Origin of the sequence: Microcoleus sp. Pol1C5 (assembly GCF_036701115.1) — a bacterium.
Classification (GTDB): Bacteria; Cyanobacteriota; Cyanobacteriia; order Cyanobacteriales; family Microcoleaceae; genus Microcoleus.
In genome coordinates this window covers 208,802-221,889 of sequence record NZ_JAUBQE010000001.1, presented here as the reverse complement: position 1 = coordinate 221,889, position 13,088 = coordinate 208,802, and the positions used below count along the sequence as shown (strand labels likewise).

The 13,088-nt window shown below is 44.7% G+C and carries 15 protein-coding genes; 6 read left to right on the top strand and 9 right to left on the bottom strand.

All coding sequences use genetic code 11. The annotated features are described in order from the left end of the window. The first annotated feature begins 110 nt into the window (after positions 1-110). The 4 genes from QUA23_RS00850 (at position 111) to QUA23_RS00835 (ending at position 4,863) form a co-directional block, all read left to right on the top strand. Entirely contained in the window at positions 111-1,142 is a 1,032-nt protein-coding gene (locus QUA23_RS00850; RefSeq protein WP_333072778.1) for a sulfate/molybdate ABC transporter ATP-binding protein, read from the top strand. A gap of 218 nt (positions 1,143-1,360) precedes the next feature. Continuing rightward, positions 1,361-3,304: an ATP-binding protein gene (locus tag QUA23_RS00845; RefSeq protein WP_333072777.1), complete on the top strand. Its 1,944-nt coding sequence runs from the start codon at positions 1,361-1,363 to the stop codon at positions 3,302-3,304. Positions 3,305-3,459: 155 nt separating this feature from the next. Then, positions 3,460-4,191, top strand: coding sequence for a serine O-acetyltransferase (cysE, locus tag QUA23_RS00840; RefSeq protein WP_333072776.1), 732 nt, complete (start codon positions 3,460-3,462; stop codon positions 4,189-4,191). Between the two features lie 87 nt (positions 4,192-4,278). Then, complete coding sequence (locus tag QUA23_RS00835; RefSeq protein WP_333072775.1) at positions 4,279-4,863, top strand: Crp/Fnr family transcriptional regulator; 585 nt, start codon at positions 4,279-4,281, stop codon at positions 4,861-4,863. A 346-nt stretch (positions 4,864-5,209) separates the two neighbouring features. Here QUA23_RS00835 and QUA23_RS00830 read toward each other — a convergent pair whose 3' ends face one another. Continuing rightward, on the bottom strand, positions 5,210-5,443 hold the full coding sequence (locus QUA23_RS00830) for a hypothetical protein (RefSeq protein WP_333072774.1): 234 nt from the start codon (positions 5,441-5,443) through the stop codon (positions 5,210-5,212). Between the two features lie 110 nt (positions 5,444-5,553). Here QUA23_RS00830 and QUA23_RS00825 point away from each other — a divergent pair, with 110 nt between their 5' ends. Further along, the gene (locus QUA23_RS00825) at positions 5,554-5,991 is read left to right on the top strand and encodes an Rrf2 family transcriptional regulator (RefSeq protein WP_333072773.1); all 438 of its coding nucleotides are present in this window, start codon (positions 5,554-5,556) and stop codon (positions 5,989-5,991) included. Between the two features lie 18 nt (positions 5,992-6,009). Continuing rightward, positions 6,010-6,990, top strand: a complete 981-nt coding sequence (cysK, locus tag QUA23_RS00820) for a cysteine synthase A (protein ID WP_333072772.1) — start codon at positions 6,010-6,012, stop codon at positions 6,988-6,990. Positions 6,991-7,219: 229 nt separating this feature from the next. On the opposite strand, the gene QUA23_RS00815 is transcribed toward cysK, so the two are convergent. The 8 genes from QUA23_RS00815 to QUA23_RS00780 form a co-directional block, all read right to left on the bottom strand. Next, positions 7,220-8,014 carry a sulfite exporter TauE/SafE family protein gene (locus QUA23_RS00815; RefSeq protein ID WP_333072771.1) on the bottom strand — a complete coding sequence of 265 codons (795 nt, stop codon included), beginning with the start codon at positions 8,012-8,014 and terminating at the stop codon, positions 7,220-7,222. A gap of 303 nt (positions 8,015-8,317) precedes the next feature. Continuing rightward, positions 8,318-8,818, bottom strand: coding sequence for a hypothetical protein (locus QUA23_RS00810; RefSeq protein WP_333072770.1), 501 nt, complete (start codon positions 8,816-8,818; stop codon positions 8,318-8,320). A gap of 171 nt (positions 8,819-8,989) precedes the next feature. Then, positions 8,990-9,226 carry a hypothetical protein gene (locus tag QUA23_RS00805; RefSeq protein WP_333072769.1) on the bottom strand — a complete coding sequence of 79 codons (237 nt, stop codon included), beginning with the start codon at positions 9,224-9,226 and terminating at the stop codon, positions 8,990-8,992. A gap of 19 nt (positions 9,227-9,245) precedes the next feature. Next, complete coding sequence (locus QUA23_RS00800; RefSeq protein ID WP_333072768.1) at positions 9,246-9,668, bottom strand: DUF202 domain-containing protein; 423 nt, start codon at positions 9,666-9,668, stop codon at positions 9,246-9,248. Between the two features lie 39 nt (positions 9,669-9,707). Beyond that, positions 9,708-10,130 (bottom strand): DUF202 domain-containing protein, encoded by a 423-nt coding sequence (locus QUA23_RS00795; RefSeq protein WP_333072767.1) that lies wholly within the window; start codon positions 10,128-10,130, stop codon positions 9,708-9,710. A gap of 145 nt (positions 10,131-10,275) precedes the next feature. Then, on the bottom strand, positions 10,276-10,947 hold the full coding sequence (locus QUA23_RS00790; protein WP_333072766.1) for a hypothetical protein: 672 nt from the start codon (positions 10,945-10,947) through the stop codon (positions 10,276-10,278). A 554-nt stretch (positions 10,948-11,501) separates the two neighbouring features. Further along, positions 11,502-12,152, bottom strand: a complete 651-nt coding sequence (locus QUA23_RS00785) for a cadmium resistance transporter (RefSeq protein ID WP_333072765.1) — start codon at positions 12,150-12,152, stop codon at positions 11,502-11,504. Positions 12,153-12,172: 20 nt separating this feature from the next. Further along, positions 12,173-12,877 carry a cadmium resistance transporter gene (locus QUA23_RS00780; RefSeq protein ID WP_333072764.1) on the bottom strand — a complete coding sequence of 235 codons (705 nt, stop codon included), beginning with the start codon at positions 12,875-12,877 and terminating at the stop codon, positions 12,173-12,175. Positions 12,878-13,088: the final 211 nt, after the last annotated feature.

The following is a 13,088-nucleotide window of genomic DNA, read 5'->3' as shown; positions in this document are numbered from 1 at the left end:
AGTTACACGGGTTGCAGAATAAATATTATTTTCAGGATATACTACTGTAACCCGGTCAGATAAGCGGAGTTAACTTGTTTCACTCAGTCCGAAAATAGGTAAATAGACTCATGAGCATTACAATTCAGAACGTATCGAAACACTTCGGCTCGTTTCACGCAATTGACAACGTGAATTTGGAAATTAAAAGGGGCTCTTTAGTCGCGCTGTTGGGGCCTTCCGGTTCTGGGAAATCGACTCTGCTGAGGATGATCGCGGGGCTAGAACCGCCGGACAGCGGTCAGATTTACCTGATCGGTGAAGATGCTACTCATCAGTCGGTGCAGGAACGCCATATCGGTTTTGTGTTTCAGCACTACGCTTTATTCAAACACATGAGTATTCGGAAAAATATTGCTTTTGCGATGGAAATTCGCAAAGTTCCTAAAGGTTCTATTAGCAGGCGGGTTGATGAACTTTTGGAGTTAGTGCAGTTGACAGGTTTGGGCGATCGCTATCCTTCGCAACTTTCTGGGGGCCAGCGGCAGCGGGTTGCTTTGGCGAGAGCTCTAGCAGTTCAACCAAAAGTGCTGCTGCTAGACGAACCTTTTGGAGCATTAGATGCTAAAGTCCGCAAAGAATTGCGATCGTGGCTGCACAACCTTCACAAAGAAGTTAACATCACTACAGTTTTTGTGACTCACGACCAAGAAGAAGCTATGGAAGTAGCCGATGAAATTGTGGTGATGAACAAAGGTAGAGTCGAACAAGTTGGCACTCCTGCTGAAATTTACGACAAACCGGCATCAGCTTTTGTGATGAGTTTTATTGGGCCGGTCAATGTGCTCTCGAATGCTGCAGGTTTGTTCGCCAGCAACGGCACAACGGCTCGCCATAATGGAGCCGCTCATTCGGACGTAGTGTTTTTGCGCCCCCACGACGTGGAAATTAAAACTAAGCCGGAGTCTGGTTTTTCATTAGCAAAAGTCAGCCGCATCATTCATTTAGGGCGGGAAATACAAACCGAGTTAGTGTTAGAATCCGAGCAGGTAGTAACAGCTTACGTGAGTCGCGAGCGCTTCGATTCTCTACAGTTAACGCGAGATCAGCACGTTTACGTCAAGCCCAAACACGCGATGACTTTTCCTGCTTATTCAATTTAAATCAGCGACTGCATCTTACTCAAAATACTATCCGGGCGCTTCTACAAAACACTGCTCCCACATCGTTACCAGGCTCGTGCCTGGTAATGCTGTCTCGTGGCTCCAAACCGGAGGCAGAGCCTCCTGAATGAAATTCATTCCCAGGCAGACTGAGAACGAGAAAAACGAGAAATCCCAGGCAGAGGCTGGAAGAACTAGAAAAAAGATAGGTGAAGAATATGACTGCTAACAAATTCAAGAATTTAGCAACTAGCACTTTACTTAGTTATCGCCGTTACCTCCAGGCAGGATTAACACTTTGTGCAGGATTGGGACTGTCTGCGATCGCCTCTTCAGTTGCGTACAATTGGGAATACAAATCCATGCAAGCCGAACTGCAAGACCGGCTGGACAAAATAGCTACAGACATTCAGAGAGATGTTAGCGGCAATTTAGAAATAATTCGGGCGGTGGGAGCATTTTACAGCGTATTTGACGGCGTTAAAAAGCCCGAAATTAATACATTTGTTGGTCCTGCCCTGTACCGCCATCCGAGCCTGAAGGCGATCGCTTGGCTGCCCCGTTTTTCTGACTCTCCGCAATTCCTAACTGATGAAATAGATTTAGGTTTAGATTTGACTGCCAATCGGCTAGCGTTAGAAAAAGCCGCCAAAAGACAAGAAATTATCGCGACTGACCGTCAAAAATGGTCTTCACAAAAACAACCAAGCGTCTTTGTGTTTCTGCCAATTTTTAGTCAATTTTCTGCTGACGATACCGCAGAATTGCCGCAAAAATTACTGGCTAGAAACCCAGAAAATTTGAAAGGTTTTGCTTTGGGAATTTTGCTCGTTGATGCTATTGTGAAGTCGGCTTTACAGGAAACTCAACTCAACTTTGTTAATGTGTATCTTCAAGATGCTATGGCTCCTGAAGCAGAAAGATTTCTCGCTTTTTACGAAGCAAAGACTAAAAGGATCGTCACCGACGAAAACATTAAAAATCAACTCCAAATTGGGGAAAGAGCTTACTGCCCGGATGGCAGCAGTTGCACCCGCATTCTCAATATTGAAAATCGCAGGTGGTTGCTGCAACTGCGACTAACGCCAGAGTACATTAATCCTCTAAGATTTTGGCGCTCTTTGACTGTTTTAGTTTTGGGGACAATCTTAACTTTGGCGGGGACACTTTATCTAATGAGCTTGTGGAATTATACCGCTTTAATTGAAAAAATAGCAGCAGAACGCACGGCTAAATCTCAAAGGCTAGAACAAACTTTGCAAGAGTTGCAGCAAACTCAAAGTCAATTGATTCAGCAGGAAAAAATGTCTAGTTTGGGTTTATTAGTTGCTGGTGTCGCCCACGAAGTGAACAATCCTATTAGTTTTATTTACGGCAATATCCACCACGCCAGCGCATATACTAGCGATTTGTTGGAGTTGGTAAAACTCTACCAAAAACAATATTTACACCCTCCTTCTGAAATTTCCGAGTATTTAGAAAATATTGACTTTGACTTTCTCAGCAAAGATTTGCCGCAACTTCTATCTTCGATGAAAATAGGAGCAGATCGCATTGTTCAAATAGTCCAATCTTTGCGGAATTTCTCTCGCTTAGATGAAAGCGAAATGAAACCTGTCAACATCCATGAAGGCATTGACAGCACTCTGCTAATTCTGCAAAGTCGCTTGAAAGCTACAGCCGATCGCCCGCCGATCGAGATTGTTAAAAACTACGGCAATTTACCTTTAGTAGAGTGCTATGCCGGACAATTAAATCAGGTGTTTATGAATATTCTGGCTAATGCGATCGACGCCCTTGAGAGTTACAACTTCGATCGCGGGCCCAAAGCAGCAAAAGCCAATCCGATCGCGATCGCCATAACCACAGAATATTCAATCCCTGACAAAATAATTGTGCGGATATCTGACAACGGCCCCGGTATGGCAGAAAATGTCAAAAAACGGCTGTTTGACCCATTCTTTACGACGAAACCGGTCGGAAAAGGGACAGGATTGGGGCTGTCCATCAGCTATAAAATTGTCGTAGAAAAGCACAAAGGTACGCTGCGCTGCGATTCGACACCGGGATTGGGGACGGAATTCTCGATCGAGATTCCGCTGCGACAAGAAGTCAAACAAGCAGTACCGTTTGTTTCGCGGAAAATATCGGAGGCAGCTTAGAAAGGGCTGGGGAAAAAAATTTTTTTTACATAAACTACTGTAATTTGGTCGGATTACAGTATTATATGTAATAATGCCAAAATCAAGACTGCTTTAGGCAGCTTAAACCGTTGACACTGCCGATACTGTATAACCCAAACACGGCGAGACTAAATATGTTCAGTGACTTGCAAATTATTTACGAACGCGACCCCGCGGCGCGCAACTGGCTGGAAGTATTATTTTGCTATCCCGGACTGCAAGCACTTTTTTTGCACCGGATAGCAAACTGGCTTTATTCCGCTGGCCTGCCGTTTGTACCGCGCTTGATTTCCCAAGTAAGTCGCTTTTTAACAGGTATTGAGATCCACCCAGGAGCAAAAATTGGTAGGGGCGTGTTTATCGACCACGGCATGGGGGTGGTAATTGGCGAAACTGCGATCGTTGGAGATTATGCTGTAATTTATCAAGGAGCGACCATTGGCGGCACGGGTAAAGAAATAGGAAAACGGCATCCGACGCTGGGAGAAAATGTAGTTGTGGGAGCCGGTGCTAAGGTTTTAGGCAATATTCAAATTGGCAATAATGTTCGGATTGGTGCGGGTTCGGTAGTGCTGCGGGATGTCCCTAGCGATTGCACAGTTGTGGGAATTCCCGGCCGTATTATCTCTCGAAAAAAGCAGGTGGAAGATCCTCTAAATTCTCAAGGCTTACCGGATTTGGAAGCTCAAGCTATTCGAGCTTTGTTCGATAGAATTAAGGATTTAGAAGAGCAGGTGGATTTTTTAAAATCTCAATTATCTCCGCTCAAAACAACTCAATCAGAGCAAGCCGAGGTCGAAAAACATGAATTATTCCTGTCTTCGGATTTATTCATTACACAGTTCTTAGATGGTGCAGGAATCTAGTAAAGCTTTAATTTATATAGATTTTTGCCAGCCACACTATCCTGCTGTCATTGGACAAACTAACTTTTATTCTTTCAGTAACTGGCTATGACTATTGCTTCTCTTTCCACTAAAACTTTTGATGAAACGAGCAGACATATATTTTCTCGTCGCTCGCACTTGCCCAACAGAAGCAATGCTCTGTGGCGAATTGAAAGTGGAGTAGTGCGAACTGTAACGTGGCTTGAAGATGGCACAATTATCACCTTGGGATTGTGGGGGCCTGGTGATACGATCGGCAAAGCGATATCAAAATGCGATCCTTTTCAAATTGAATGCCTCACTAAAGTCGAGGCAATTTTACTATGTGGCGATCGCTGGCTAAATAGAGATATTTTGCTCAGTCACATTCAGCAGGCTGAAGATTTTATGGTAATGCGAGGTTACAAAAGAGTTGATTTTATGCTCTATCAACTCTTAACTTGGCTGGCTAAGAGGTTTGGTTCTGAGGTAGAGAAAGGACATCTAATCGATATGATTTTAACGCATCAAGACATTGCAGAAATCCTCGGTACAAGTCGCGTAACTGTCACTCGCACCCTCGGTAATTTTGAGCAGCAAGGCTTGATTAATCGTCTGCCGCTCCACCGGATTATTCTGCAACCTTCCGAGGTGTGGCACTACGAAATATAAAATGAGATTAACTGTTAAGTGTTAACAGTTTAGGGTTGCCGATGTAGGTGGTAGGAATGCGGTACAAAAAAAATTGGCGGACAATGCGATATTCGAGCAAATTCAGAGTTCTTTAGACAACAGATAATTTATATCGAATTTGCGTTAATTAAATTTTCTCATCTACTCGTCAATAAGTTCAAAACCAAGTGCGATGTCGCCCTTGCTTTTTTCTTTCTGTTGATTTCTTTCTTCTCACTGCCAACAGATGCGATATCTCGCACCTGTTGACTGCCCCTAAGTAGGTCAGTATGGATAAACTTAACTATGACAGAGCATATATGCGCCTACCTACTTAGCAGTTACTTTAAGGGGGCGGTATTGCCTGTAAAATACTCGCTCCCTGCAGCATTTGAGGCTTTCGGGCTCTACCCGCTTCTGGGTTTTCCCAAGAGGGTGCAAAGGGCGGAACCAAGAAGGGGCAAGCTTTCCACCCACCCTGTACCGCCACGCCGAGCATCTGGCAGTTTCCGCCCCTGTGCCCGTGCTGCTCGTAATACCGACAGTGCCGACAGCTTAAACCTACATTTACGTTGCTCACGGGATTTCTCCAACCGTTTTTGTAATAAAAAGATACTAACACCTGTACACCTACCGGAATTGTGTACTATGATATAATCTACAATTTAAACTCGATCGCCAGTGGGGAATGTGGAACTATCTTCTAGAGTAGAATATGCCCTGTTAGCGCTCTTGGAACTGGCGAGCCACCACCCGAAGGATTCGCCCCTAACAGTGAACGAACTTACTGCTTCTCAAGAGATACCAGAACGCTATCTAGACCAAATTCTTGCCGTGCTGCGGCGTGCAAGTATCGTCCAGAGTTTGCGGGGCGCTAAAGGCGGTTATTTGCTGGCAAAAGAGCCTTGGCAGATTACTTTGCTAGAGGTGTTTTCGACACTTGAAGGCGACGGCAGCGGCCAGACTCAAAAAGTTTCGGAATCTGTAACAATAGAAAAAACTGCGGTGCTAGAAATCTGGCAGGAAGCTCAACAGGCATCTTGGGCTGTTTTGGGCAAATACACATTACAAGATTTGTGCGAACAGCGGGATGTTCGCAAACAAGTACATCCCATGTACTACATTTAAGGGGAGACAAATTAAACCATGAGAATTGCTAAGGATGTTACAGGAATAATTGGCAGAACTCCTTTAGTTCAGCTCAATAAAATTCCCCAAGCCGAAGGAGTAGTTGCTCAAATTGTGGCCAAATTGGAAGGGATGAATCCGGCTGCTTCGGTGAAAGATCGGATTGCGGCGAGCATGATTCAGGCGGCAGAAGATGCGGGGTTAATTCAACCGGGGAAAACTATTTTAGTTGAACCGACTTCAGGAAATACTGGAATTGCTTTGGCAATGATCGCTGCAGCGAAAGGCTACAGTCTGATTTTAACTATGCCAGATACGATGAGTTTAGAGCGCCGATCGATGCTGAAAGCTTACGGAGCTCAGTTGGAATTAACTCCGGGACATGAAGGGATGTTAAGCGCGATCGCCCGTGCGGAAGAAATTGTAGAAGAAACCCCCGACGCTTTCATGCTGCAACAGTTTCGCAACCCCGCTAATCCGAAAATTCACCGGGAAACAACGGCTGAGGAAATTTGGGAAGATACAGAAGGTAAAGTAGATTTTTTAGTGGCTGGAGTTGGCACCGGCGGTACGATTACTGGAGTTGCTGAGGTAATTAAACAGCGGAAACCGAGTTTTAAGACGATCGCAGTTGAACCCGCTAACAGCCCCGTGCTTTCTGGAGGCAAGTCTGGTGCTCACAAAATTCAAGGAATTGGTGCAGGATTCATCCCGGAAGTGTTGAAACCAGAGTTAATTGATGAAACAATCGCAGTTAGCGATGAAAATGCGATCGCCTACAGTCGCCGACTAGCCAGAGAAGAAGGATTGTTGTCAGGAATCTCAGCAGGTGCGGCTTTGTTTGCCGCCATTCAAGTCGGCAAGCGTCCCGAAAATGCAGGAAAATTGATAGTTTTTGTGCAGCCTTCTTATGGCGAACGCTACCTCAGTACAGTCTTGTTCAAAGACTTAGAATTGCCGACAGTCAGCGAACTCGAAGCATTAGTCACCAATTATTAATACGTAGTAGAGCATTGGTGACAACTTAACGTCAAACCGACCGTCTCTCTTGTTGGATCGAAGTCTAGATCCCCCCTCACCCCCCTTAATAAGGGGGGGACAAGATTCTTCTCAAAGTCCCCCTTATTAAGGGGGATGCGAGGGGGAGCTAGACTCGGCTATAAACAAAATATACAAAGGTTTTTAGGGGATTGTTGACACCAATGGGCGGGTGACTACCCCCTACCTTTCAGACTTGATACAACTTCCAACTAGCCATCGCCAACATTCCGTAAATAACAAACTTTAGCGGGCGTTGAGGCATAATTTGGCAGAATTTAGCCCCTACCAAAACTCCCGGCACCGAACCCAACCAAATTGGCAAAACTAAACTCCAGTTTACTGTTCCGAGGCTGAGGTGTCCCACAGATGTAAACATCAACAAAATTGCCGCCTGCGAAATATCTGTACCCACCAATTTAGAAGTATCCAGGCGGAAAAAAGCAATCAGCAACAGTGCAAACATCGAACCGGAAGACACGCTAGTGATTCCCACTATGCAGCCTAAAATTGCTGCCGCACTCACAGTACAAATACGGCCATAATTAGTATTTAAGTCCCATTTAGGGGGCGAAGGCAATTTAAACTTAGGGAAAAATGTTTTGAGAACTAATTGGGTCAGCGATAAAGCGACAATTAGGGCGATCGCTACTCCGAGAACGCGCAGCAATATGCTGTCTAAGTCTTGACTTCCGCTGGATTTGATGCAGTGTAAAATCCACACGCCAGTCAGCGAACCGGGCACGCTGCCCAAAGCCAGCCACTTAACTACTTGCAAGTCCAGGGTCTTTTGCTGCCAGTGTTTGAAGCCGCCAACAACTTTCATAAGTGTGGCCGCTACGACATCTGAACTAATAGCAATTGATGCTGGAATTTGGAAAACAAAAATTAACATTGGGGTGATGAGCGAGGCTCCGCCAACTCCGGTCAAACCAACGATAATGCCCACGAAAAAGCTGAGAAAGGATAGTAATAAGTAGTTCACGGTTATGCCCAAAAACTGTGTAATTAAGCGCTGCCAACCAACAAATAGATAACTGGCGCGGCTATTGCAACACAGCTACACAGGCAAAATATTACTCGCATTTCAATATTTTTAGCCAGAAATTTTGGTCTTCAACGCTTGAAATTTACCGCGTGTTCAGCTACAAAATTCTTGGTAAAAGTAAGTAAATGCTAATAACCAAAACTACATAAATTGTAGTGTAAAAGCTCCCTGATTTTATTATATCTACCTGTGTAACTGATTAAAAACCCTCGATTTATTTATGGGTTTATATTCCGCTTTCTACCTGGAAGTGACGAGCGTCACAGGTAAAGCAGAGCTGAGGTTAACCGACTCTTTGCCGGAAAAGAAATCGGGAGTTTCGAGAAGATTAAAATGAATCAATGCCACAATGACAACAGTGAAGGCGGTTGAGGAAACTAAACCCGTCAATAACTCTTTTTTGAGGTTTTTTTCCTTGGGTTTGTCTGTAAAAACATCTAAAGTTCCTAGCTGCATCAACAGAATTCCCGCAATATTGGAAAACCAGTAGCCGACAATTGTGCAAGGAAACAGTAAATCTGGGGAAAGCCAACTACAGATATACCCAAAGGCGTAGGCAATTGGCAGATTGAAAAATATGTCGTTCCACCAACACAGCGGGGATAGCAAATATCCAATTGCCAGAAGCAAGCCACCTCTAATCTTTTTAAACCAGACTTCCTTAAAGCCCTTAGCTGGCAACTGTTCGATGAGTTGTCCTGCAAGTTGGTACTCTTCACTGACTTTTTTAGCGTTTTCCACGTTAATAGCTCATTACTCGATCGACTTACCGTAGTTTAGCATCGCAGCAGAGCTATGTCTAGTAAGTCGATCTAGTTACCGTATTTTATGGGGATCGCCTAAATATACTTGCTTTCCGGTACAAAAATATCTATCCGGGAGAGGTTGTTGAGAATGCTGGGTGGTGTATGTTTAGGCTGCGATCGAGAAATTGAAAGTTTCAGGCAAATGCTTGACAGTTTGCCAAAGATATGCGATGTCTATGCCCCAGTAAAATTGCAGGTAAACGAGCAACAGCCCGATCGCGACTGTCACGCCGAGCAATTTAGGGACTATTTTCGCTACAGTCTCCAGCACTACGAATGCGGCCCAGATAGCAGCACCTAAGATGAGAATGGAAGCGATCGTGGCAACTGTATCGCTGTTCATGGTTAACTCCTGTTGACAATCAATCGGGTATTACAAAACTACTTGGGCTCACGGCGGCTGCAAAGATAAAATAAATTACTCCAATCCCCAATAAGCCGACAGCCGAACTGAAGAGGAATATCAACCAATCTGAGGGTTCGTAGGTATGCTCGTCAATTTGGCGGCGAACGGTGAAGTAGTGCAAAGTTGAGATTAAGACTGTCGCCAAACCTATTAGAGAGAAGATTAAACCCAACTTCCACCCCATCCCCAGGCGGTACTGTACGGGCATTTGCCCGACGCGAAGTCGGACGATGATGACGCCAAAACCCATGAGGGCGACCGCAGCCCGCATCCATGCTAAGAAGGTGCGCTCATTTGCAGATCGATCGATCGCCCGCGACAGATTTTGCTTGTTTAGTTTCTCGTCATCTACTTGCATCGGTTGGAACGATAATTGCACGCGATCGAACTCTTTAAGATTAATATAAAACCAGCGCCATTATTCTGGTGCCATCAAACCTTCTAAGCTAGAAGGAATGGTGAACATATAATAAATTACCCCAGCCCCTAGGATGGCGATCGCGAGGCTGAAAAGAATTACCCAGCGATCGGTAGGTTCATAAGTATCGTAATCTATATCGTGGCGGACGCCGAAGTAGTGCTTAGTTGATAATAGCACCGTCAGCAAACCCACTATTGAAAAAAGCAAACCCAACTTCCAACCATTGCCGGGAGTTGGCAGCAGAGGGGGATGGAAGGCGCGAAGGCGCACGATAACTACGCCAAAACCCATCAGCGATATTGCTGTCCGCATCCATGCTAAATAAGTGCGCTCGTTTGCCAAGTGATCCCGCACCCGCGACGGATTTGGTCGCTTAATCTTTTCTGTATTTACTTTCGTGGATTTCCACTTTAATAGCATAGATCGACCTTTTAATTTTAACGGGAAATAAGAAGGTAAACCGATATATTTTCGCTGGGACGATTATCCGCCGGGGAGCGATCCCGGCGGGTTCTTGCGTTGCAACGGGCTTTATACAGCAGATCGCATTACAACTTCACCAAAACTAATCATTTTCCTCAGTAGGGGCGTTGGGAAGCTGCGTATCTATGTAGGCCTGAGTCACGTCAGGAACAAACCAATTCGCATCCCCAGGCTGGAAAACCTTAGCAGTAGGAACGTTGAATTCTACAGCCCCCGTATCGGGATTAGCTCTCGCTACAAATTGAGTTCCGTCAACTATCTTAACAGCTAGACCGCCAGTCAATTCTTCTGAAGGTTGATCGGTCGTTCTTAAATCGGTTGCATTGACATCGCTGGGTAGAAAAATCCCATCGCAATCCCATTTATGTTCAGTTGTTTGGCCGTCAGCTAGAAAATACAGGGCATTATCGTAAGAAGAGTCCGCTGCTTTTTTGCCTTTCGGACCGTAGACAGCCAGGGTTTTCCCTGTCTCGTTGCGGCACTGACCCCAAGGTTTTCCCGTTTCTAAAGTGTATTTTTGAAACTCCAATTGAGAGATTTTTTTGTGGAGTTCTTTAGGGGTATAATTCTGGGCGGTATCGGGTGAGTCTTTCGCAGCCTTGAGAGTGTTCAGAGCTTCAGTCAGAGCTTCACTCACCTCTATGTAATCGGGATTGCTCGCATATTTCGGCGTTTTTGGAGCGTCGGCCCAGGAGGGAGGAGCGAATACTAAATTGGCGACCATTACCAAGAGCACTAAAACAAATTTGAACATTTTCACAATTTTTCTCCTTTTCTAGATTGTCAGGTTTTTTCCAACTTTCTGTTTGCTTGCTATTTTAAGACTTAGGCAAAAACCAGCTCTCTTTAACTTGTTTGCCCGAGCGACCAAATTTTGCAGAATCGAAAAATCTGGTTTTTTAGCGTTCTACCTATTGTCAAAGCCGAGCTGCGTAGGTTAGTGGCGAAGTGTTCGGGCGCTCTTTTAGGGATTCATCCTCAAGTTTTTAGCTCGGTTTGATTCACCACTACAGGATTTCTTGAGACCACAGGTATGTTGTTGCCTAAGTCTGGCAATTGTCTAGCTCAAAAGATGGTTTCAACTTTCGTGAATACTTGAGGCTAAATTACTTTGAAGCTGCTTTTAGCTTGATTACTCACTTCATCATTAACTTAGCATATTTCTTGATATATTTCAAGCGATTTAGCGCAATTTTTAAGCAAACAATTGTTAAGGTAAAAATGATGAGTTAGGAGTTATGAATTATGGATAATTATCTACCTAAAGAGGGATGGAAGTAGCAGAACATTGGGTAATTATTAGTTAAGTTAAAAGGGCGGAATCAGCCGATAAGTACCGCTTTCAATCAGAATAAATATTCCCAAACCAATCAAAACAAAAGGAACAACAACCTTGGTATAGCGAGTCAAAATACGGGCGATCGCCCTTTGGCGAGTTAATCGGTAAGCGGCATAAGACCAAACACCTACCATCACCGAGAAAACCGCCAAAATCACCACCAAGCTCGGCAAATCGCTGCTAGCAAACAGCGGCAAATAAATACCGATGTTGTCACCCCCGTTGGCTATAGTAACAGCAGCCACATTCAAAGTTTGGGGGTTGAAAAGATTTGCTATTTTTGACACAAGTGAATTAGATTTCCGGTTAAATTCGCCCGATACGGCTTGTACGTCATTTTCCTCATTATCTCTCTTGACTAAGTGACTGATGCCGATCGCGATCGGAACCAAACCCAGCAAGCCAATCCAAGCTTTCGGCACAATTAAACCGCCAAAAAAACCGGGCAAACTAGCAGCGATGAGTGCTGCAAATCCGAGGTACTTACCCACAAAGATATGCCGGGGGCGGAAAGTATCATCTACCTGGGCGAAGAACAGCATGGAAAGCACCATATCGTCGATATTGGTTGCGGCGAAAGATGTAATCCCGGCAATAATCGCTGCTGCAATCCAATTCATGTGCTATCCCTTCAATATTTCTAAACTTCAGTTTCCCTGGCGTTACTTTTGCTCATAGTTATCAAACAGAAAGCGCAACCCAGTAAAGATATTATACTTAAAGTTGGGCTTGCCAGAGTGCCGCTTTTAACCAGAATCGCTATTCCCAATCCGATCAAAACAAAAGGCACAAGCTGATTGCCGTAGCGAGTCAGAGTATCCGCGATCGCCCGCATCTGAATTAACCGATAAGCAGCGTAGCACCAAACGCCCACCATCCCGAAGAATACAGTGAGAACCACCGCCAAACTTTCTAAAGTATTGCTAGCAAAAAGCGGCACATATATGCCGATATTGTCGCCCCCATTTGCCACCGTCACCGCTGCTACGCTGTAAGTTTGAGGAGACAGAAAACTGCTAAAAAAAGATTTCTTAGATTGCTCTAATTCTGCCTCAGCTTCCGAATCGTCAGTTTCTGGATTCAGCAAGCGGCTAAGCCCGATCGCAATTGGCAGCAAACCCAGCATTCCGATCCAATCTGGCGGAAAGATTAAGCGACTAAAAAACCCCGGAAGGCTAACCAAAACCAGTGCAGTAAAGCCCAGAAACTGACCGAAGACGATATGCCTGTGCCGAAATACTGCATTTACCTGCGAGAAAAACAGCAGCAGAATCAGAATATCGTCTAGATTCGTAGCCGTAAAAGCTGTCATTCCCGTAGAAATTGCTGTTAGTAATTCGTTCATTTCTGTGTCTCCTCCGATTTTTTATTTCGTTGTACTTGCTGGGTTCGTATCTTCGGAACTGGCAAGATGCCCGTTCCACAAAAATTAAATTTTATTGTGGGCTGTCGATCAGAGCAACGCCTTTGAAATGCTTATTGACAATGCTGCAATATCTCAGTAAAAACCCAGTTGCTCAACGCTCTTCGTCCTGACAGCGAACTGGTAAATGCTA

What these genes read in the sequence shown, in the direction of transcription:
- QUA23_RS00780 (WP_333072764.1), bottom strand. Translation starts at nt 12,877, where the DNA reads ATGAACGAATTACTAACAGCAATTTCTACGGGAATGACAGCTTTTACG.
- cysE (WP_333072776.1), top strand. Translation starts at nt 3,460, where the DNA reads ATGTTCAGTGACTTGCAAATTATTTACGAACGCGACCCCGCGGCGCGC.
- QUA23_RS00845 (WP_333072777.1), top strand. Translation starts at nt 1,361, where the DNA reads ATGACTGCTAACAAATTCAAGAATTTAGCAACTAGCACTTTACTTAGT.
- QUA23_RS00835 (WP_333072775.1), top strand. Translation starts at nt 4,279, where the DNA reads ATGACTATTGCTTCTCTTTCCACTAAAACTTTTGATGAAACGAGCAGA.
- QUA23_RS00850 (WP_333072778.1), top strand. Translation starts at nt 111, where the DNA reads ATGAGCATTACAATTCAGAACGTATCGAAACACTTCGGCTCGTTTCAC.
- QUA23_RS00785 (WP_333072765.1), bottom strand. Translation starts at nt 12,152, where the DNA reads ATGAATTGGATTGCAGCAGCGATTATTGCCGGGATTACATCTTTCGCC.
- cysK (WP_333072772.1), top strand. Translation starts at nt 6,010, where the DNA reads ATGAGAATTGCTAAGGATGTTACAGGAATAATTGGCAGAACTCCTTTA.
- QUA23_RS00805 (WP_333072769.1), bottom strand. Translation starts at nt 9,226, where the DNA reads ATGAACAGCGATACAGTTGCCACGATCGCTTCCATTCTCATCTTAGGT.
- QUA23_RS00795 (WP_333072767.1), bottom strand. Translation starts at nt 10,130, where the DNA reads ATGCTATTAAAGTGGAAATCCACGAAAGTAAATACAGAAAAGATTAAG.
- QUA23_RS00790 (WP_333072766.1), bottom strand. Translation starts at nt 10,947, where the DNA reads ATGTTCAAATTTGTTTTAGTGCTCTTGGTAATGGTCGCCAATTTAGTA.